Raw genomic sequence first — 20,470 nt, 5'->3', positions numbered from 1 at the left:
GGAGGGTTTAACTCACGTCCTAAATTAAGCCGTGAGGCGGTGTCGTGCGCGTCCAGGGACGCGCCGCCTCACGCCCCCGGAAAGGGACAACTGGAGCCATGCGCAGTATCCGAGCCGCGGCCACAGGCGCCGTCATGCTGTCTCTCGCACTCGCCGCCTCGGCCTGCGGAGGCGGTTCGAGCACGGGCGGCGGGTCCAACGACTCGCCGAAGGAACTGACCTACTGGGCCTCCAACCAGGGCGCCAGCATCGAGGTCGACAAGAAGGTCCTCCAGCCCGAACTCGACAAGTTCGAGAAGCAGACCGGCATCAAGGTCAAGCTGGAGGTCGTGCCCTGGTCCGATCTGCTGAACCGCATCCTCACCGCCACCACCTCCGGCCAGGGCCCGGACGTGCTGAACATCGGCAACACCTGGTCCGCCTCGCTCCAGGCAACCGGCGGCCTCCTGCCCTGGGACGACAAGCAGTTCGACAAGATCGGCGGCAAGGACCGCTTCGTCGACTCCGCGCTCGGCTCCACCGGCGCCGAGGGCCAGGCCCCGGCCGCCGTCCCGCTCTACTCCATGGCCTACGCTCTCTACTACAACAAGCAGATGTTCGCCGACGCGGGCATCGACGCCCCGCCCGCCACCTGGGACGAACTGGTCGCCGCCGGCAAGAAGCTGTCCAAGGACGGCACATGGGGCATAGGCATGGAGGGCTCCAACCCCTCCGAGAACATCCACCACGCCTTCGTCTTCGCCAAGCAGCACGGCGCCGACTTCTTCACCGCCGACGGCAAGCCCGACTTCACCAGCGACGGTGCCGTCGCCGCAGTCAAGCAGTACGTCGACCTCATGGCGAAGGACAAGATCATCGCCCCGGGCAACGCCGAGTACGCGCAGAACCAGTCGGTCAGCGACTTCGCCAAGGGCAAGACAGGCATGCTGCTGTGGCAGTCCGCGTCCGCCAACCTGAAGTCCCAGGGCATGAGCGAGGACGCCTACGGCATCGCCCCGGTGCCCGTGCAGTCCGGCACCCCCGGCGCCGGCAAGCAGGTCAACTCCATGGTCGCCGGCATCAACCTCGCTGTCTTCAAGAACACCGACAACCTCGACGGCGCCACCGAGTTCGTGAAGTTCATGACCAGCGACGCCGAGCAGAAGATCCTCAACACCGCCTACAGCTCCATCCCGCCGGTCAAGGCCGCCCAGGACGACCCCGCCTTCAACTCCCCGTCCAACGCCGTCCTCAAGGACACCCTCGCCAAGAGCGCCGTCGCCCTGCCGCAGGTGCCCGACGAGTCCCAGTTCGAGACCGCCGTCGGCACCGCCGTCAAGGACCTGTTCGCCGACGCCGCCGCCGGCCGGCCCGTGACCACCGACTCGGTGAAGGCCGCGCTCACCAAGGCGCAGCAGCAGATGCCCACGAAGTGAGCCCCGACACCGCCATGACTGCCACTGCCCCCACAGCTCAGGCCGCCGTGAGCAAGAGCCCTCCAGGTGCGGCGCGCGGCCCCCGCCGCCGCACCGGGCGGCTCCGCCGCATCGGACTGCCCTACCTGCTGCTTCTGCCCGCCCTGCTCCTCGAACTCCTCGTCCACCTGGTGCCGATGGTCATCGGCATCGTGATGAGCTTCAAGGAACTCACCCAGTTCTACATCCGCGACTGGAGCACCGCCCCCTGGGCCGGCCTCGACAACTACACGGTGTCGGTCGACTTCGACGCCCCCGTCGGCAAGGCCCTGCTCCACTCGTTCCTCGTCACGATCGCCTTCACCCTGCTGTCCGTCGGCCTGTGCTGGCTGATCGGTACGGCCGCCGCCGTGTACATGCAGGACACCTTCCGCGGCCGTGGCCTGCTGCGCGCCCTGTTCCTGGTGCCGTACGCCCTGCCGGTCTACGCGGCCGTCATCACCTGGGTGTTCATGTTCCAGCACGACAACGGCCTGGTGAACCACGTCCTGCACGACCAGCTCGGCATCACCGACAAGCCCTCCTTCTGGCTCATCGGCGACAACAGCTTCGTCGCGCTGCTGACCGTGTCGGTGTGGAAGGGGTGGCCGTTCGCCTTCCTCATCGTGATGGCCGGCCTGCAGAACATCCCGCGCGAACTGTACGAGGCAGCCGCCCTCGACGGCGCCGGCATGATCCAGCAGATCCGCCGCATCACCCTGCCGTCGCTCCGCCCGGTCAACCAGGTGCTGGTGCTCGTCCTGTTCCTGTGGACGTTCAACGACTTCAACACCCCCTACGTCCTCTTCGGCAAGAGCGCGCCCGAAGCCGCCGACCTCATCTCCGTGCACATCTACCAGGCGTCCTTCGTCACCTGGAACTTCGGCACCGGATCCGCGATGTCCGTGCTGCTCCTGCTGTTCCTGCTCGTCGTCACGGGCGTCTACCTCGCCCTCACCTCACGCGGACGGAGGACCGCCTCATGAGCCTGCCCCGGTCCCCGATGGCCCCGCCCCGCTCGTTCCTCTGGTCCCGGCGGATCTTCCTCACCCTGCTCACCGGCTTCGTACTGGTCCCCGTCTACGTCATGGTGTCCAGCTCGCTGAAGCCGCTCGCCGACGTCACCGGCGCGTTCCGCTGGCTGCCGACCGAGCTGACCATCCGCCCGTACATCGACATCTGGTCCACCGTCCCGCTCGGCCGCTACTTCGTGAACTCGCTGGTCGTGGCGGGCGCGGCGACCGTCTGCTCGGTGGTGATCGCGGTGTTCTCCGCGTACGCCGTCAGCCGCTACTCCTTCCGCGGCAAGCGCGTCTTCACGGTGACCGTGCTGTCGACGCAGATGTTCCCCGGGATCCTGTTCCTGCTCCCGCTGTTCCTCATCTACGTCAACATCGGCAACGCCACCGGCATCGCCCTGTTCGGCTCCCGCGGCGGCCTGATCCTGACGTATCTGACCTTCTCCCTGCCGTTCTCCATCTGGATGCTGATCGGCTACTTCGACTCCGTCCCGCGCGACCTGGACGAGGCCGCCCTCGTGGACGGCTGCGGCCCGCTCGGCGCGCTGTTCCGCGTCGTCGTCCCCGCGGCCGTACCCGGCATCGTCGCGGTCGCCGTCTACGCCTTCATGACCGCCTGGGGCGAGGTCCTCTTCGCGTCCGTGATGACCAACGACACCACCCGCACCCTGGCGGTCGGCCTCCAGGGTTACTCCACCCTCAACGACGTGTACTGGAACCAGATCATGGCCGCCTCGCTCGTGGTGAGCGTCCCCGTGGTCGCCGGCTTCCTGCTCCTCCAGCGTTACCTCGTCGCCGGCCTGACGGCGGGAGCCGTCAAGTGACTCACCCCGAAAGGACTTTCGTGACCATCGACTACGCCGCCCTCCCCGACGACTTCCTGTGGGGCACGGCCACCTCGGCCTACCAGATCGAGGGCGCCGTGGCGGAGGACGGCCGTTCTCCGTCGATCTGGGACACCTTCTCGCACACCCCCGGCCGGATCGACAACGACGACCACGGAGACACCGCCTGCGACCACTACCACCGCTGGCGCGAGGACATCGGCCTGATGCGCCGCCTCGGCACCAACGCCTACCGGCTGTCCGTCGCCTGGCCGCGCGTGGTGCCCGGCGGCGACGGCCCGGTCAACACCAAGGGCCTGGCCTTCTACGACCGGCTCGTCGACGGTCTGCTCGACGCCGGCATCACCCCGTCGGTCACCCTCTACCACTGGGACCTGCCGCAGAGCCTCCAGGACCGCGGCGGCTGGCCCGAGCGCGACACCGCCGATCACTTCGCCGCGTACGCCTCCGCCGTCGCCGAACGCCTCGGCGACCGCGTCCACCACTGGGCCACCCTCAACGAGCCCCTGTGCTCCGCATGGATCGGCCACCTCGAGGGCAAGATGGCCCCCGGCTGGACCGACCTGACGGCCGCCGTCCGCGCCTCCTACCACCTGCTGCTCGGCCACGGCCTGGCCGCCCGCGCCATCCGCGCCGCGGCCCCCGCCGCCCAGGTCGGTATCGTCAACAACCTCTCCACCATCCACGCGGCGAGCGACAGCCCCGAGGACCGCGCCGCCGCCGTCCGCATGGACGGCCACACCAACCGCTGGTGGCTCGACCCGGTCCACGGCCGCGGCTTCCCCGAGGACATGCGCGAGGTCTACGGCGTCGACCTCCCCGAACGCCCCGGCGACCTGGAGACCATCGCGGCCCCGCTCGACTGGCTCGGCCTGAACTACTACTTTCCGCAGGTGGTCGCCGACGACCCCGAGGGCCCGGCCCCCCGCGCCGCCTTCGTGCGCCGCGACGGCGTCCCCCGCACCGGCATGGACTGGGAGATCGACGCGAACGGCATCGAGGCCCTGCTCCTGCGGCTCACCGAGGAGTACGGCGCCCGCAAGCTCTACGTCACCGAGAACGGCTCCGCCTTCCCGGACGTCGTCCGCCCCGACGGCACCGTCGACGACCCCGAGCGCCAGGACTACCTCACCCGGCACATCGCCGCCTGCGCGTCCGCCGCCCGCAAGGGAGCGCCGTTGGCCGGCTACTTCGCCTGGTCCCTGCTGGACAACTTCGAGTGGGCGTACGGCTACGACAAGCGCTTCGGCCTGGTCCACGTCGACTACGCCACCCAGGCCCGCACGGTCAAGGGCTCGGGACACCGGTACGCGGACATCATCCGCGGGCATGGGGAGCGGGTACGCCGGGCGGCGTGACGGCGTCAGGCTCGGGCGGGCCTTGGGCGCCTGGCTCGGGGCGGACGTGACGGTGGCCGGAGCCCTGGGACCAAGGGCCCGGCCACCGTCGTGGGTCACGGGGTGGTGAGGAGGGACTCGAGGGCCCTCGCCGTCGCCGGGTGGCGGCTCGGCAGGACCGCTCCTGCCGGCGCCGTACCGGCGGACGCGGGGGTCCAGCCGTCGTCGCACCCGAGCAGCCCCGCCACCGCGTCGCATGCCGCCGGGTACGCGGCCAGCAGGCCCACGCCGGGTGAGGCGGGCCCGTCGTGCCGCTCCCAGCCGTCCACGCACCCCAGCAGCTCCGCCACCGCGTCGACCGTCGCCGGATGCGCGGCGAGCAGCGCGGCGCCCCGGGGCGCCGTGGTCGCGCGCTGGGCCCGGGAGGCCGCGAACGGGTCCTCCTGCGGTGTCCGCCACGGAGGCACCCACGCGTCCAGTACCGGCAGCCGGCCCGGGAAGATCCGTCCCGCCTCGCGGATCAGCAGCGGGGCCAGATCGGCGGCCCCCTTGCGCAGGGTGGTGATCAGCAACGGCAGCCACGGGAGCAGCACCGTGTCCGGCAGGCGCCCGAAGGCGTTCGACACCGCCTCCACCACCACGTCCGCCAGCCCCGGCACCGGCTCCAGCGCGTGCACGAAGCCGTTGAGGTAGCGCGGGTAGGAGGGCACCACCAGCGGGTTGTCCAGCAACGCGTCGCACCGCGCGCGCAGTTCGGCGCGCGACAGGGTGCCGAGCTGCACCTGTGCCGCCCACAGCAGTGCCGTCTTCGACGGATCGTCCGGGTGCGACTGGGCGACCGCCAGCTCCAGTTGCGTACGGTCGCAGCCCAGCGACAGCGCGAGGCTCTCCATGCTGAACAGGAAGCCCAGCATCGCCGCGACCTGCCCCACCGTCGCGTCCTCGTCCCGGAACGCGGTCGGCAGCAGCGTGCAGTAGTGCGCGTAGCCCGTCTTGACGAACGACTCGATCCACGCGGGAAGAGCCGGCCTGCTCGTCCGGTAGTACGCCAGCAGCGCCCGAGCCCGGCGCAGCACCTCCGGCGCCCCGTCTACACTGCGCTCCGCCGCCAGCACCTTCAACGCGTGCGTGCCCAGCTCGTCCGCCAGGCGCCCGCTGCGCAGATACAGCAGCGTGTCCTCGACGGCCGCCAGCACCCCCGCCGTCGTCGCCCGCGGCCCGTACGCCTCGCGCCGCAGCCGCTGCTCCAGCACCTGTTCGAGGCTGACGCCCTCGTAGCCGAGCTCGATGAGCGCCCGCTGATGGGTACCGAGGGCCAGGTCCCAGGACTCCTGGATCGACCGCTCACCGAGCCGCCGCTCACCCATGATCGGCCGCGCCGCGCCCTGCGGCATCAGCCGCCGCAGCATCCAGAGCACGTCGGAACACGCCTCGAGCTCCGGCCGGCCCGCGATGTCCAGCAACGCCCGCTGCACCCCGCGCTGTTGCAGCTTCAGCCCCAGCGGCTCCAGCCGGTCGTACACGTCCCGGGCGAGCGGCGGCAGCGCCTCGTAACCCACCTGCCCGATCCGGTCGCCGCCCATCATGATCTCGACGAGCCGGCGCACGTCCCGCCGCCCGGGCACCCTGTCCTTCTCGATGCAGGTGACCGCCGCGTCCTGGAAGTCGTACGGCGTCGGCTTCGCCCGGTCCCGCATCCCCGCGAGCAGGATCGACGTCTCGAAGACGGCGATGGCGTCGGCGGTGGACGCGAGGTACCCGTTGCGCCGGGCCGCCCGCACGATGTCCACGGACCAGCCGAGCAGCTCCGCCTCGTCCAGACCGTCCAGGACGGGCGGCTGGTGCAGGAACCCGGACAGCCGGTCCGTGGCCGGCGCCTCGGCAGCGGACACGGCGGCGGGCAGCGCCTTCTTCGCGCGGGACTTCCGCGCCCCCGCCTGTCCCTCCAGCCGGTACGGCCGCACCTTCGTCCGCGTGAGGCTCTTCTGCCACTGCGTCGCCGCTATCGACACCGAGCCGGCCGCCAGGCCGAACTGCGCCTCGATCGCCGCGTGACTCGACGGGATCAGGCCGTACTGCCAGGTGGTCGCCGTGCGCGGGGAGATCGTGAACGCGCCCGAGCGGCCGTGCACGCCGAACTCCTCCACCCGGCTGGCCGCGTGGAACGCCCCGCACACGTACAGGCAGTCCTGCGGGTCCGCGCCCGTCGCCGCCAGGTGCTCACGCATCCGCGTCCACATGTACCGCTCGCGGTCCTCGTCCACCCGGACCCGGTCGCCGTCGCCCGGCGCGAGCCGCCGGAACAGGCTGCCGATCAGGAACATGACCTGCCGGTAGGTGTCGTGGTCGCTGTCCCCGAGCGGCACCTCGACGTACTGGTGCCACCACTCCGACCAGTGCCGCACCTTGCCGTGGCGGAGCAGGTGCTCCTCCAGCTCCGCGAAGCGCGGGCGCAGGTCGCCGATCTCGACGCCGACCGCCTCGCCGTGCAGCGCGGCCTCCTCGGCCTTCGGCGCGTCCTCCTCCGCCGAAGCGCCCCAGGCGTCGGCGGTGTCCGCGCGGTCCCACTGGAAGACGTGGTCGGAGGAGCGGTCGACCAGGACCAGCTCCACGCCCGGGGTGTCCAGGGCATAGGCGATGGCCTGGTACTCGGCGGACGCCTCGGTGATCGGCGCGACGACCGACAGCGGCGCCCACTCCTGGGGGAAGCCGTCGATCTCGCCCGCGAACGCCTGGACCGCCACCGGCAGTCGGCAGTTGCGCAGTTCGGACAGCAGCGGAGCCATGTCCTCGCACAGCTCCAGGTACACGACCTTGGGCTGCTTCTCCCGCAGCCGGCGGGCCATGGCGAGGGCGGAGGCGGGGGAGTGGTGGCAGACCGGGAAGATCTCCAGCGGTTCGCGTACCGCCCGGTCGACGTCGTCCACCAGGCCCAGGAGGATGCCCTCGAGGGCGTCGGGCCCGCCGGCGAACTCGGTGGCCGCCTCCTGCAGTTGCGTACGCAGAGCGGTGAACACGCCAATCTCCTGGGGCCCGCTCACGACAGGGTGGCGATCGCGTCGCGGCCGCCCTCGAGGAACTCGGGCCAGGCCCCGCCCTCGTCCTTGCTGCGGGGCTCGACGACCCCGTGCAGGTACTTGTTGAGTATGGCCAGGTCCTCCGGCTCGCGCCGGGTCAGCGACCCGACCAGCGAGGACGCCAGGGTGCGCGCGGTGAGGGCGCGCTCACCGAAGAAGTTGCTGTGCAGCACCGCGTCCTCCAGCACACCGATCTGCTCGGCCGTGGAGAGCGCGGACTCCAGCTTCTCGTCGTCGCTGCCGGCCGACGCGGCGGAGGCCCGCAGGTCGGCGAAGCTCTGCAGCAGCACGTCGAGCAGCGTCGGAGGCACGTCCAGGTCGATCGAGTGGCGGCGCAGCAGTTCCTCGGTGCGGAAACGGACGATCTCCGCCTCGCTCTTCTTGTTCGTCACCACCGGAATGCGGACGAAGTTGAAACGGCGCTTCAGCGCGGACGACAGGTCGTTGACGCCCCGGTCGCGGCTGTTGGCGGTGGCGATGATCGAGAAGCCGGGCTTGGCGAACACGATGTTGTCGTCGCCGCCACCGCTCTCCAGCTCGGGAACGGAGATGTACTTCTCGGAGAGGATCGAGATCAGCGCGTCCTGCACGTCACTGGTGGACCGGGTCAGCTCCTCGAAGCGGCCGATCGCGCCGGCCTCCATCGCGGTCATGATCGGCGAGGGAATCATCGACTCACGCGACTGGCCCTTGGCGATCACCATCGACACGTTCCACGAGTACTTGATGTGGTCCTCGGTCGTCCCCGCCGTGCCCTGCACCACCAGCGTGGAGTTGCGGCAGATCGCGGCGGACAGCAGCTCGGCGAGCCAGCTCTTGCCGGTGCCGGGGTCGCCGATGAGCAGCAGGCCGCGGTCGGAGGCGAGGGTGACGATCGACCGTTCCACGAAGCTGCGGTCGCCGAACCACTTCTGCGAGATCTCGCGGTCCAGTCCGTCGGCCCGCTCGGAGCCGAGGATGAACAGCCGCACCATCTTCGGCGACAGACGCCACGAGAACGGCTTGGGGCTGTCGTCGATCGACTCCAGCCAGTCGAGTTCCTCGGCGTACTTGATCTCGGAGGGGGCGCGCAGCAGTTCGGACATGAGGAATGAGCCTTTCGAGGTGAGGGGGAGTCGAGAAGTCGAGGGGATGAGAAGTTGAGGCGTCGAGAGGTCGAGACGTCGAGACGTCGACGGTCAGGTGAGGAACGTCTTCAGCTCGTGCACGAGCTTCTTGATGTGCCCGGATATCACCGGCGTACCGAGGTCCTTGAACTTCTCCCGGAACCAGGGGTTGACGCTGCCGCGGCCGGAGCTGGTCACCGACCCCACCGGGATGAACTTCGCCCCGGAACGGTGGATGGCGGCCATGCTCTCGAACAGCTCGTCCGTGCGCCATTCGTAGAAGTCGGAGATCCACACCACGACGGTGTTGCGCGGCTCGGCGATCTTCGGCTGGGCGAGCGTCATGGCGACGGTGCCGTCGGTGCCGCCGCCGAGCTGGGTGCGCAGCAGCGTCTCGAACGGGTCGTGCGCCCAGGGCGTCAGGTCCAGCGCCTGCGTGTCGTACGCGATCAGGTGCACGTCGACCTTCGGCAGGCCGGCGAAGATCGACGCCAGGATGGTGCAGTTGACCATCGAGTCGACCATGGACCCCGACTGGTCCACCACGACGACGAGCCGCTGCGGGGTCGTCTTACGGCTGGTGTGCCGGTAGTAGAGGCGGTCGACGTAGAGTCGCTGCTCCTCGGGGTCCCAGTTGGTGAGGTTTTTCCAGATGGTGCGGTCCATGTCGAGGTTGCGGAAGACCCGCTTGGGCGGCACGGACCGGTCCAGCTCACCGACTGTGGCCTTCTCCACCTGCGTGCGCAGCACCTCGGTGACCTCGTCCACGTAGCGCTTGATCAGCGCCTTGGCGTTGGCGAGGGCGACCCCGGAGAGGTTGTTCTTGTCCCGCAGCAGCTGCTCGATGAGCGACATGCTCGGCGTCAGCCGTGAGGCGAGCGCGGGGTCGGCCAGCACCTCCCGCAGATGCATCCGCCGCACGAGTCCGGCCTCGATCGACCCCAGTTCCGGACCGATCTCCGGGATCAGCCTGCTCAGATCGGGCGCGGGCATGCCGACACCGGTGCCCGTCGGGCTGATGCCCCCGCCGGCGCCCGCGCCGTTGCCCCGGCCGCCACCGCGCAGGTCACCGGGCCGGCAGCCCAGCGCCCGCTCCAGCCAGCCGGCGTCGGACTGCCAGCGGGCCAGCTGTTCGGCGGTGACCGTGCCGCTGCCGGTCGCGAAGACGTTGAGCAGCACCTTCGATGCCAGCGCCGCCCGCCGGACCTCGGCGGCCCGGTCACGGGCACCGTCCGCATCCGGCTCGGGCGTCATCAGCCCGTCGAACTCGGCGGCCAGATCCGGGTGCCGCTGCACGACGGAGTCGACGGACGCGGCCGGGTCGAGCAGCGCCGTCGGGAGACCGATGTCCTCCACCACCGCGACACTCGCCGACTCCAGGGACGCCTGCTCCTCCGGGTCGAAGAGGCGGGCCAGCAGCCGCCAGTACAGGACCTGCCGCCGGCTTTCGTCCGGGTCGGGGGCGGGAGCGGGGGCGGAGCCTGGGCCTGGAGCGGAGGTGGGGTCAGAGCCGAAGCCGGGAGCATGAGTGGGGTCGGGGCCGTGCCCCGGAGTCCCCTCAGTCCCATCGCCGTCGATGGTCACCTCGCTCATTTCCGCAGCAGCCTTCCCGCGCGCTCGCGCAGCACGTTCACGGCATCGGTGGCCGCCTTCTCGGCCCGTACGCCCGCCTTGTCGGCGGTGCCTCCGGCCCAGGCCCCCGCGTGCACCGCGACGGGCTTCTTCCGCACCGTCCGCTCCACGGCCAGCGGCTGGAGCAGGAACTCCCCGGCGTCCCAGCGCAGCAGGCCCAGGCACGCGCCGGACGCGGCCACCGCCTCCGGGGTCAGCGGGCCGGCGGCAGGCACCCGCCCGGCGTCGACGGTGAGACGCTCCCCGGCTACCCGGAAGACGACCCGGTCGTCCTCCTGCGCGACGGCGTACCCCTCGAGCAGCACGGGCACGGCGATCCGCGCCGGATGCCGGTCCACCGGCGCCAGGGGGGCGGCGGTCGCGGTGGGCAGCGCCACCCGCGCGGTGGCGAAGACGTCGGCGGGCTCGCCCGGGGTGGCGCGGGCGTCGTCCCAGATCAGGTCACCCTCCGCGGTGACGGGCATGGCGTCGAGCTCCATGGCACGCCCCTCGCTCACGGCGGCCAGCAGGGACATGTGCGGCCGCAGCAGCTGCCACAGTCCGGCTCCGACGACGGTCTCCGGCTTGGGCGCCGACACACCGGCCCGCACCAGCCGCGGCGTCGTGCCGTCCGCCGGCTCGAACACCGCGTGCACCTGCGCCTGCACGGCGGTGGCGTGTTCGTGCAGGTCGACACCGAGCGGCAGCAGACGACCGGTGACCTCCGTGACGGCGGTCGCCTGGTCCGCACCCGGCAGCGTCAGCAGCATCGCCCGCGACCACAGGTCGGCCCACCGGCGCACCGGCACCCGCTCCAGAGTGGCGCCGGGGCAGGAGGCCGCGAGTTCCGCGGCGAAGCCGTCGAGCAGCGTGGCGAGCCGCCGCAGCGCCGGCTCGGGCAGCATCGCGGTCACGACGGGAGCGGCACCACCGACCAGTTCGTGGTCGATGCCCTGCCAGCCGGCCCGCGCCAGGTCGCACAGCCAGCCGCGCGCCGCCGTCAGCAGGTTCACCGGATGCTCCGCGCCCACGGCCGGGGCGGAACCCTCCTCGGAGCGCGGCCGCCCGACCGCCCCCTCGACCCGCTCGACGAGCGCGTCGTGCACGGAGCCCAGCAGCGCGGTGCGGGCGGCGGCGAGCACCATGAAGTGGTCTTCGTCCGCGGCGCCCGCCGCGGACTTCTCGGCCGCCTCGGCGACCCGCCCGGCCAGCGGAGACCCGGCGACGGCGTCCGCGAGCCCGGCCAGACCGGCGGCCTGGGCCGGCTGCGGACGGAGCAGCCCGCCGACGAGCACCTGGTCGAATCCGTCCACGGCGGCCAGGGCCTCGTCCAGCCCGTCGACTGTGTCGGTCAGCAGATCCACACGCATCACGCCACCGCCCCGGCCGTCGGGAACCAGTGCATCTCGGGCAAGGGAGCGGTCGTCGGCGTGAACTCCAGATAGGCCAGATGGCGCAGGAAGCGGCTGAACACCTGAGCCGCGGCCGACTTGTCGCCCTGGGACGGACGCGTGGACGTCATGGCGACGGTGAGGGCGTGCGCGTCGGCCTCCTCACCGGAGACCTCCACCTTCAGGTACCGGGCGACGCGCTCCGCGCCGTACTGCAGCACGGCCTCGCCGATCAGCGCCCGTATGTGGTTGCAGAACGCTCCGCGCGCCCCGCCACAGGGCCGGTTGTTGTTGGTGCTGCACGAGAACGCGTACGTCCCCGCCTCCACCGACGACACATACACCCGTCCGATGTCGGAGCCGCTGGACACCACCCCCTGCAACCGCCCGTCCGCCAGCTCGACGAACGGCACCTTGGCCAGCTTCCGCGGCCGTGCGGACGGCACCACCCGCACTGTGCTCGACCTCTCCCAGACCGACAACGCGCCATCTCCCATGCATGCGAAAGGGGATGTCCTCGCCAGATCGGCGGGACGCGGAGGAATCTATCGACGGCCACTGACAACGGCCCAGGGCTGTGGACAAGTGGGAGAAACCGCCCGAGGCTGCCCCTCCCGTCGTAGGCCGATCGGCCCAGTGTCCGACCAACTGTTCGTCCGACAGGCCTTCTTGACGTGCGTTCCCACAGGTCGATACTTGTCCAGCGTGCGTTAAGTGACTGTTCGTGACGCCGTCAGCGCAAGGCGAGAAAGTGACGCATGTTCCCACCGGGTCGTCGCTCGACGGGCGACGCGGGCAGGCTCGACGCGCGAGAGGTCGGTCAAGGATGAAGAGAAGACTGTGCGGGGCGGCCGCCGCCCTCGGCATCGCCCTGGCCGTGACCGGGCCGCCTGGCCATGCGTCCGCGGACACGCGTCCCGGCAGCAGCCGCGCGACCCTTCCACTGGGCTCGTCCGACCTCGCGGAGACCCGCACCACGCAGACCTTGCAGCCCGGCCTGACCCTGACCCGCATCGTGCGCGGCGCCGTGGACCCGGCGCACCACTGGACCGTCGAGGCGACGATTCCCGGCGGCGACACCTCGCCCGACCCGGACGCCCCGGCGACCACCCTCAAGGACAGGGCCAGCGCCGACGAGCTCGCCGCCGACCTGCGCGGTGACGGCTTCGACGCGCGGTCCGAGCAGGTGACGACGCCGAGCACGACCGACTACGCGGGCGGCACGCTCGGCTGGCGCGTCCGCATCGGCGGCTTCCCGTCCCAGTCCGCGGCGACAGCGGAACGCACCCGGATGATCAGGGCCGGCTACACGGGCTCGGTCACCTACACGGGCTGGGACGGCGCGGCCACGGACCACGGCCCGTGGCGCCTGGACGTCCTCACCATCGACCCGCGCACGTTCCGGGGCACCCTCGACGCCACCCACGGCCCCGACATCGAGAACCGCGAGACCGTCAGCACCCTCGCGAACGACGCCGGCGCCGTGGCGGCGGTCAACGCGGGCTTCTTCGTCCTCGACCCCCGGTCGGGCGCGCCGGGGGACCCGGCGGGCGTCGGCGTGTACGACGGACGCCTGCTGAGCGAACCGGTGAGCGGGCGGCCCGGGTTCGTCGTCCAGGACAACGGCCGGCGTACGCGGATCACCCGTCTCACCTGGGAGGGCAGGGTCTCGGCGCGCGGCACCTCCCTGGCCCTCAACGGCGTCAACCGGGTCCCGGGCCTGATCCGGAACTGCGGCGGCAGCGAGGACGACAGCCCCACCTCGCTGCCCCTGCACGACGTGACATGCACCAACCTCGACCAACTGGTCGCGTTCACACCGGAGTACGGCGCGAGTACTCCGGTGGGTGAGGGCGTGGAAGCCGTCCTGGACAGCAGGGGCCGTGTGATGGAGCTGCGCCCGTTCCGCGGCGGCCCGTTGCCGTCGGGTGGCAGCTCGATCCAGGCGACCGGCCGACACATGGCCGCGCTGACGGCTCTGGCCCGCCCCGGTGAGCGCCTGCGCGTCGAGACGAGCCTCCGCGACGACCGGGGCCGCCGCGTGACGCCGGGGCGCGGCACGGACATTGTCAACGCGGGCCCCGAACTGGTCCGCGACGGACGCCTCCACGTCACCCCGGCCACCGACGGCATGGTGCACCCCGGAGACCCCAGCTGGTACTACGGCTGGGTCCACAAGCGCAATCCCCGCACTCTCGCCGGCACCGACGCGTCCGGCCGCACCGTCCTGGTCACGGCCGACGGCCGCAGCACGGACTCGCTCGGGCTGAGCATCACCGAGAGCGCGAAGGTGGCCCGTTCCCTCGGCCTGCGGGACGCCGTCAACCTCGACGGCGGCGGATCGACGACGATGGTGGCGAAGGGCCAGGTCGTCAACGCTCCGTCCGACGCGGCGGGCGAACGGCCGGTGGGCGACGCCCTGCTGCTTCTTCCCCGCAAGCGCTGACGCCTGGACGTCGGCTTCTGACAGGGCCAGGCTCCAGTGGCCGAGCGGCGAGGCGGACGACCCGGAGCACGACGACTCTGCCGCTTGGCCGCGGCCTCACGCGGTGGGCATCAGCGAAGGCCGAATATCACCGCCGGCACCGGCGTCTGCCTGGTACGCGAGACCTGCGGACTGTCGCCGATCGCCTCCTGTGGTGGATGCTGCCTCAGGGCACTTCCGCCCGCGCCCTGCCGAACTAGTTGCTGCAGCCACGAACAGCACCCAAGGGAGCCGCCGTGACCGCCGTCGTGACCCTCCGAGCCCGTGTCCGTCTCGTCCTGGCCGTCCTGATTCTCGCGCTGGTACCGGCCACACCGACACTCGTCGCCCCGACCCCGGCAGACGCTTCCGAGGAGCGTGCCCTGGTGCAGGGTGAGGCGGGACGGCGTGGTGCCGAAGTGGTGTCGGTCACGCAGGTCGCGGACCGGCAGGTCGACCTGTCGGTCCGCTCGACGGCACTGGGCGGCCGCACCGTCAAGGTCCGCCTGTTGACCCCGGACGGCTGGGATCCGTCCGACCGACGGCAGCATTGGCCCACCTTCTGGCTGTTGCACGGCTGCTGTGGCGACTACACCTCCTGGACCTCGCTGACGGACGTCGCGGAGACCGAAAGCCTGCGCAACGTGCTCGTGGTCATGCCGGAGGCGGGCTGGAACGGCTGGTACAGCGACTGGTGGAACTACGGCGAGGGCGGTGACCCCGCCTGGGAGACCTTCCACACCGTCGAACTGCGCCACCTCCTCGAACGCGACTGGGGCGCCGGTCGCAATCGCGTCGTCGCCGGCCTGTCGATGGGCGGCCAGGGCGCTCTCCTGTACGCCGCGCGCCACCCCGGGATGTTCAAGGCCACCGCCGCCTACTCGGGTTCCGCGCACCCGCTGCTCAACGACGAGTCGGTCAACCGCATCCTGGGCCTCTTCGCGGGTCAGGGCAACGACCCCCTCCGGGTGTGGGGCGACCCGGTCGCGCAGCGCCGCATCTGGCAGGCCCACGACCCGTTCCACCTGGCGAAGCGGCTCAAGTCCCTGCCCGTCTACCTGTCCTGCGGCGACGGCACCGCGGGCCCGCTGGACGCACCGGGTGCCTCCAGCGCCCTCGAGGCGGACTTCAACCGCCAGAACCACGCCCTGGCAGCCGAGTTGCAGCGGGTGGGCGCCAAGCACCTGACCACGAACTTCTACGGCCCCGGCACCCACACCTGGCGCTACTGGGAACGCGAACTGCACGCCTCGCTGCCGATGCTGCTGGGCGCGCTGGGTGTGAAGGGCTGACGGGACACCCGGCGGCGCCACTCGCGCTCACGCAGACAGGCAATTCAGCGCGGCGGCCCGCGCCGGATCGCCCGTCCGCTGCCGGGGAGTTGACCATGCCGGTCAGCCGCCCTTGCCCTGACCGCTGCACCGCTGGTGACCGGCGTGCGCCACCGGACGGAGCCGCGCGCCCGGATGTCGGCGGTGCGCTGACGACCCCGGCATCAGGGTGGGCGTACCCGACTAGAAGCCCCACGGGTCGGGGTGCGGGACCGCCGTCGGATCGCCGGACCAGCACAGGCGCGCTTCGATCTGGTCGCCTGTCAGTTCGACCAGCCTCTCGGCTGCCCAGCCGGTCCACTGCACGGCCCCGGGGAACTGCGGCAGGCGGAATGCCGGGAGGTGGGAAGGGAGGGCGTCCGCGCGGTACACCGCCTTGGTGACCTCCCCGTTCAGCTTTTTCGGTTTCGACGACCTCCGTAGGTCCAGGCAGTCGATCACCTGGTCGACCAGGAGCAGGCAGTACTCGTCCTTCGTCGCGTCGTCGATCTCGACCGGCATCAGGCTGCCCGCCGTCCGCAGCGCATCGGCTCCGAACCGGTCGACGAGGCGCCGGCTCAGGATCGGGGCACCGGGATAGCCCGAAGGAAAGTCTCCCTTGGACCACTTCCGCTCTCCGGCCCATTCGGTCCGGAACAGGACGGGCCGGTCCTCCTCCGCGCCCAGCCGCTGCCAGCGTTTGAGCCGGCGAAGGTCCCCTCCGTCCGGGGTGAGCTGCTGGTACTCGGCCAGCTTCGGAAGCAGCCGGTACACCGCCGGGCTCGTCTCCGGCGTTTCGGTCATCGGGTCACCCTTCATGTTCGTCGTCGGGGCGGAACCGGCCTGTCGTCCTACGCCGTCCAGACCGCTCCCGAACCTGGCTGCCCTCCCGCCAGTTCCTTCTCGACCTGTTGCCCGATGGAGCGTAGTTCCCGGCGCAGCGCGCTGCGAATGGCGCGCGCACCGTGCCCGGCCTCCGTCATCGTCTCCGTGAGGTCGGTGAGATGTGAGTTGAGGCGCAGCAGGAAGTCCTTGCGGTGGGTGAAGTTGTGCGGCCGGGGATGCCCCAGCGGGATGCCGTTGACCGCATCGTTGATGTCGACGCCGTACTTCTCCAGCAGGGCCCGGGTGTCCGCCGCCTTGTTGCGTTTCATGCCGGACGGTACGAGGTGGGCGGCGGCCTGTCCCGGCCCCTTGCCGCGTCCTTCTCGCGCGAGGTTCTTGGCCAGCTGTGCGGCGTTCTCCGCACAGGTCAGCAGGCCCAGGTAGTCGAACCACGTCAGTGGGTTCGGCGCATAGGTACGAGGGTGGGGACCCGCGTCGAGGCCCAGCGGGTCCGCGCTGACGTAGGTGGCGGCGACCGGGTCGTAGTAGCGCAAGAAGTTGTAGTGCAGCTGCGACTCGGCGTCGGCGTACTGGCCGGGGAAGCGCAGCGGGGTCGAGGTGCCGGAGCCTTCGTCCGGCGTGAGCCCCCAGAGCGTCGCTCTCGCGCGCCACGCCACCTCACCCTCCTCGGAGACGAGTTCCGTGGGGGTGCCGATGAGGTCCGTGACGATCGCGTGGAACTGCTCGTCGACGACGTCCTGCGGCGCGTCGGCGAGGGCGGAGCGCCGGACCTGGGCGATGGGCCGGACGCCGTCCCGTTCCCAGGTCAGCGTGGACACCTCGGACGAATCCGCGCGCGCCGTGACCTGCTCCACCAGATGCGGCCCGTCCCAGGTGAACCGGGTCTCCTCGGCCACCGTGCGCCCGTCGACGGCCAGGCGCTGCTTTGCGACGCGCCTGCCCAGCGGGTCGTAGAGGTAGCGCCACATGGTGCCGTCCGGTGTCACGACCGACGCGAGCCGGTCGTCACCGTCCCAGGCGTACCGCCAGATGTCGGCCTTGCGGGACAGCCGCACCCGGCGGCGCAGCACCACCCGGCCGGCCGCGTCGTACTCGTAGTGGACGCGGCCCGCGCGCACGACGCGGTTGCCCTGATGGACGCGGTCACCCTGGGCTTCCGGTGCGGGACACCGGTCGGGCCAGGATGCCCGGGTCTGATTGCCGTACGCGTCGTAGGCGTAGGTTTCGGTCCACCCTTCCGCGCGCACGCCGAGTACGCGGCCGGAGGGGTCGAGGTCGAACGCGCGGCGCCCGCTTCCGCTCTCGGCGAGTGCGGTGACATGACCGTCCGGCCGGTAGGCGTACGTCCGCTGCGTCACCGGGGCCGCTCGTCCGGCAGCGGTCATCTCCTGGCTGGTCAGACGGCCCCGGGCGTCCCACGTCGAGGCGAGGGCGAGACCGGTGTCGTAGCTCCTGGCGGTCTCCCGGCCGAGGAGGTCGTGCGCGAACGTGAGCGTGCGGCCGGCGGTGGTGAGGTGGGTGCGCCGGCCGGCCCGGTCGTAGGCGTACCTGGTGACGGCCCCGCTCGGCGTGGTCCGGGCGATGGGACGGCCCAGGGGGTCGTGGACGGTCGTGAGCGTCCGGCCGTCGACGGTTTCCGCGGTCACCCGCCCCGCGGCGTCGTAGGTGTACGAGAGGGTGGCGTCGGGCCCCACCGCGTGGACGAGACGGCCGGCCCGGTCGTGGCGGTAGGTCGTGACACGGCCCTCGAGGGTCGACGCTGTCAGCGCTCCCACCTCGTCGTACGCGTGGACGACTGTCTGACCGACGGCGTTCGTCCGGCTCATGAGCTGACGGGCGGCATCGTAGGTGTAGGTGAGCGTACGGTCGTCGAAGTCCGTCTCCGAGACCAGGTTGCCCACCGGGTCGTAGCGGTAGTCCCAGGTCAGTCCGCGCGCATCGGTGACCCGCAGCAGCCGGAGCTCGGAGTCGTGGGTGAAGGTGTGCCGGACGCCGTCCGGGGTCGTGCGGGAGGTGAGCACGTCGAACGGACCGTAGGTGAAGCGGGTGACGCGGCCCATCTGGTCCGTGTGGCTGATCAGATTGCCTTCGCCGTCGTACGTCCAGCGCTCCGACGTGCCGTCCGTGTCCGTGACCGAAGTGAGCAGGCCCTCCACGGACCAGGTCCGGCGTATCTCGCCGCCCAGGGAGTCCGTGACGAGGCCGGTGCGCCCGAAGGGGTCGTACGTGTACGTGATCACGGCGCCGACGGGGTCGACCGCCGCGGTCGGCTGCCCGGCCGCGTTGTTGAGGAAGCGGTACTCGGAGCCCTCGGCGTCGGTGAGGGTTGCCAGGGCGCCCGAGGGCTCGCGGGTGAATCTGGTCGTGGAGCCGTCGGCAGTGGTCAGTGCGACGCAGTTGCCGCGTTCGTCCCACTCCTGTCGCAGGGTCGCGCCGTCGTACTCGGTGATCTCGACCGGCAGTCCCAGGTCGTTGTAGCGGGCCGTCGACTCGGAGCCGTCGGGCAGCCGCACGGACGTCAGCCGTCCCGCGTCGTCCCACTCCAGGCGCAGAGCTCGTCCGAGCTGGTCGGTGCGCCGGATCAGACGGTCGTGGTCGTCCCACTCGTGAAGCACCGTGTGACCGAGTGCGTCGGTCTCCTCGACGAGTTGGAAGGAGTCGTTGAACCGGTAATGGGTGGCGTGGCCCAGCGAGTCGACGGCCACGGTACGACGGGCATCGTCGTCGTACGTGAACGTGTAGTCGAGGAAGCCTTCCTTGCCGTGGCCGGCCGTGCAGCGGCCGGTTGCGTCGTAGAGGAAGCGGTACCAGACGCCGTTGCGGTCCTCCCAGCGGGTGACACGCCTGCCGTCGTCGTAGTCGAACCGAAGAGGCAGGCCGGAGGAGTTGTACACGGCGGAGAGATTGCCGCGGTGGTCGTACCCGTACCGGACCAGCGTCGGCCGGTCGGGATGGCTGAGCAGCGCGAGCTCGGTGATCCGGCCGTCCTCGCAGGCCACGCCGATGCGGTAGCCGCCGTGGTGGACGACCTCCCGAGGCATGCCGTCCTCGCCGTAGGTCACGTCGACGGAGTTGCCGTTGCGGTCGCGGATCGCGGCCAGCGGCAGCTCCGCGGCCGGCCGCCCGGGGAGAGGGCGGAAATGCATACGCTGCCCCGTCTCGCTCCGCGCCACGACCATCTCCCCCTCGGCCGTGCCGTCCCAGCTCAACGGCCATCGGGGGCCGGTGACGGGCAGAACGGTGAGGTCCGGCTCAGGGACGGGGTAATGCAGCACCATGCCGTCGTCGACCACGAGACGTACGCCGTCGGAGTCCAGAACCAGTCGCTGGTCGAGCGTGCTGGTCCAGCTGGGTCCCAGAAGGCGACCGCCGCGTGTGCGACTCCGATGGTGGCGTTCCAACGTCAGGGGCAGGACTCCCTCCAGCGTCACGTCCGTGGCGGACATGACCATCTCCCCGGTGGCGAGATCGACCGGGTCGCCCCGGGTGATGAGCTGCTTCATCTGCCGGCCGAGGCCGCTCGTGCTTCTGCCCAGTCCCCGGACCCCGAGGGCCATGCCCTTGAGCCCGGTCTTGCCGAAGGCCTTCATGCCTTTGGCGAGGCCGCCGAGGGTGGTCAAGCCCTTCATGCCGGGTATGCAGTCCAGCGCGGCCAGTCCCACGTCCCAGAGGGACGCCTGCCCCTTGGAGTATTTGTAGAGCGTGTCGGCGAGGACGACGAGCGCGGCGATGAGCACGATCGCGCCGAGGATCGGCCCTCCGATGATCATGGCGACGATGCCGACAACCGCCACCACGATCTTGCAGGCGGCGACGATGTTGTCCCAGTTGTCGGTGAACCAGTCGCCGATCTCCTCCCACCACGACCGGTTCTGGATCCCCGCGTCCGACGCCTCGTCGATCTTCGACTTCGCGTCCCGCGCCGCCTCCTCACGCATCTTCCGCGCGTCCGCGGCCATCTTCTTCGCCGCGTCCAGCGCGCCCTGTGCGGACGTGACGTCCGACTGCGCCTTCGTGTGCGCGCTCTTGGC

At 71.0% G+C, this 20,470-nt stretch carries 13 protein-coding genes; 6 read left to right on the top strand and 7 right to left on the bottom strand.

The genetic code is table 11. The annotated features are described in order from the left end of the window. The first annotated feature begins 98 nt into the window (after nucleotides 1-98). Genes B100_RS0107195 through B100_RS0107180 form a run of 4 tightly spaced genes read left to right on the top strand, consistent with a single transcriptional unit; the run spans nucleotide 99 to nucleotide 4,655 of the window. Nucleotides 99-1,415, top strand: a complete 1,317-nt coding sequence (locus B100_RS0107195) for an ABC transporter substrate-binding protein (protein ID WP_024883763.1) — start codon at nucleotides 99-101, stop codon at nucleotides 1,413-1,415. 14 nt (nucleotides 1,416-1,429) lie between these two features. Beyond that, the gene (locus B100_RS0107190; RefSeq protein ID WP_024883762.1) at nucleotides 1,430-2,419 is read left to right on the top strand and encodes a carbohydrate ABC transporter permease; all 990 of its coding nucleotides are present in this window, start codon (nucleotides 1,430-1,432) and stop codon (nucleotides 2,417-2,419) included. A 17-nt stretch (nucleotides 2,420-2,436) separates the two neighbouring features. Then, nucleotides 2,437-3,276: a carbohydrate ABC transporter permease gene (locus B100_RS0107185; RefSeq protein ID WP_024883761.1), complete on the top strand. Its 840-nt coding sequence runs from the start codon at nucleotides 2,437-2,439 to the stop codon at nucleotides 3,274-3,276. A gap of 20 nt (nucleotides 3,277-3,296) precedes the next feature. Further along, nucleotides 3,297-4,655, top strand: a complete 1,359-nt coding sequence (locus B100_RS0107180; protein WP_024883760.1) for a GH1 family beta-glucosidase — start codon at nucleotides 3,297-3,299, stop codon at nucleotides 4,653-4,655. A gap of 95 nt (nucleotides 4,656-4,750) precedes the next feature. Here the strand turns inward: B100_RS0107180 and B100_RS0107175 are convergent, their stop codons facing one another. From B100_RS0107175 to B100_RS0107155, 5 genes are all read right to left on the bottom strand, one after another. Beyond that, nucleotides 4,751-7,675: a DUF5682 family protein gene (locus tag B100_RS0107175; protein ID WP_024883759.1), complete on the bottom strand. Its 2,925-nt coding sequence runs from the start codon at nucleotides 7,673-7,675 to the stop codon at nucleotides 4,751-4,753. Further along, the gene (locus B100_RS0107170) at nucleotides 7,672-8,796 is read right to left on the bottom strand and encodes an ATP-binding protein (RefSeq protein WP_024883758.1); all 1,125 of its coding nucleotides are present in this window, start codon (nucleotides 8,794-8,796) and stop codon (nucleotides 7,672-7,674) included. The genes B100_RS0107175 and B100_RS0107170 overlap by 4 nt, the downstream gene beginning before the upstream one ends. A gap of 93 nt (nucleotides 8,797-8,889) precedes the next feature. Next, nucleotides 8,890-10,410, bottom strand: coding sequence for a VWA domain-containing protein (locus tag B100_RS0107165; RefSeq protein ID WP_024883757.1), 1,521 nt, complete (start codon nucleotides 10,408-10,410; stop codon nucleotides 8,890-8,892). Then, nucleotides 10,407-11,798 (bottom strand): hypothetical protein, encoded by a 1,392-nt coding sequence (locus tag B100_RS0107160; protein WP_037722507.1) that lies wholly within the window; start codon nucleotides 11,796-11,798, stop codon nucleotides 10,407-10,409. The genes B100_RS0107165 and B100_RS0107160 overlap by 4 nt, the downstream gene beginning before the upstream one ends. Further along, the gene (locus B100_RS0107155; protein WP_199785219.1) at nucleotides 11,798-12,316 is read right to left on the bottom strand and encodes a hypothetical protein; all 519 of its coding nucleotides are present in this window, start codon (nucleotides 12,314-12,316) and stop codon (nucleotides 11,798-11,800) included. Before B100_RS0107155 ends, B100_RS0107160 begins: the two co-directional genes overlap by 1 nt. A gap of 329 nt (nucleotides 12,317-12,645) precedes the next feature. On the opposite strand from B100_RS0107155, the gene B100_RS0107150 reads away from it, so the two are divergent. Further along, nucleotides 12,646-14,265, top strand: a complete 1,620-nt coding sequence (locus tag B100_RS0107150) for a phosphodiester glycosidase family protein (protein ID WP_024883754.1) — start codon at nucleotides 12,646-12,648, stop codon at nucleotides 14,263-14,265. 275 nt (nucleotides 14,266-14,540) lie between these two features. Continuing rightward, nucleotides 14,541-15,575: an alpha/beta hydrolase gene (locus B100_RS0107145; protein WP_024883753.1), complete on the top strand. Its 1,035-nt coding sequence runs from the start codon at nucleotides 14,541-14,543 to the stop codon at nucleotides 15,573-15,575. A gap of 222 nt (nucleotides 15,576-15,797) precedes the next feature. Here the strand turns inward: B100_RS0107145 and B100_RS0107140 are convergent, their stop codons facing one another. Further along, nucleotides 15,798-16,397: a hypothetical protein gene (locus tag B100_RS0107140; RefSeq protein WP_024883752.1), complete on the bottom strand. Its 600-nt coding sequence runs from the start codon at nucleotides 16,395-16,397 to the stop codon at nucleotides 15,798-15,800. A gap of 47 nt (nucleotides 16,398-16,444) precedes the next feature. Further along, nucleotides 16,445-20,470 (bottom strand): DUF6531 domain-containing protein (locus B100_RS0107135; RefSeq protein WP_024883751.1); only part of this gene is annotated, 4,026 nt, incomplete at its 5' end.

The organism is Streptomyces sp. CNH189 (assembly GCF_000527195.1).
Note: the sequence above shows the minus strand (reverse complement) of the source record. Positions and strands in the feature narration are given on the sequence as shown.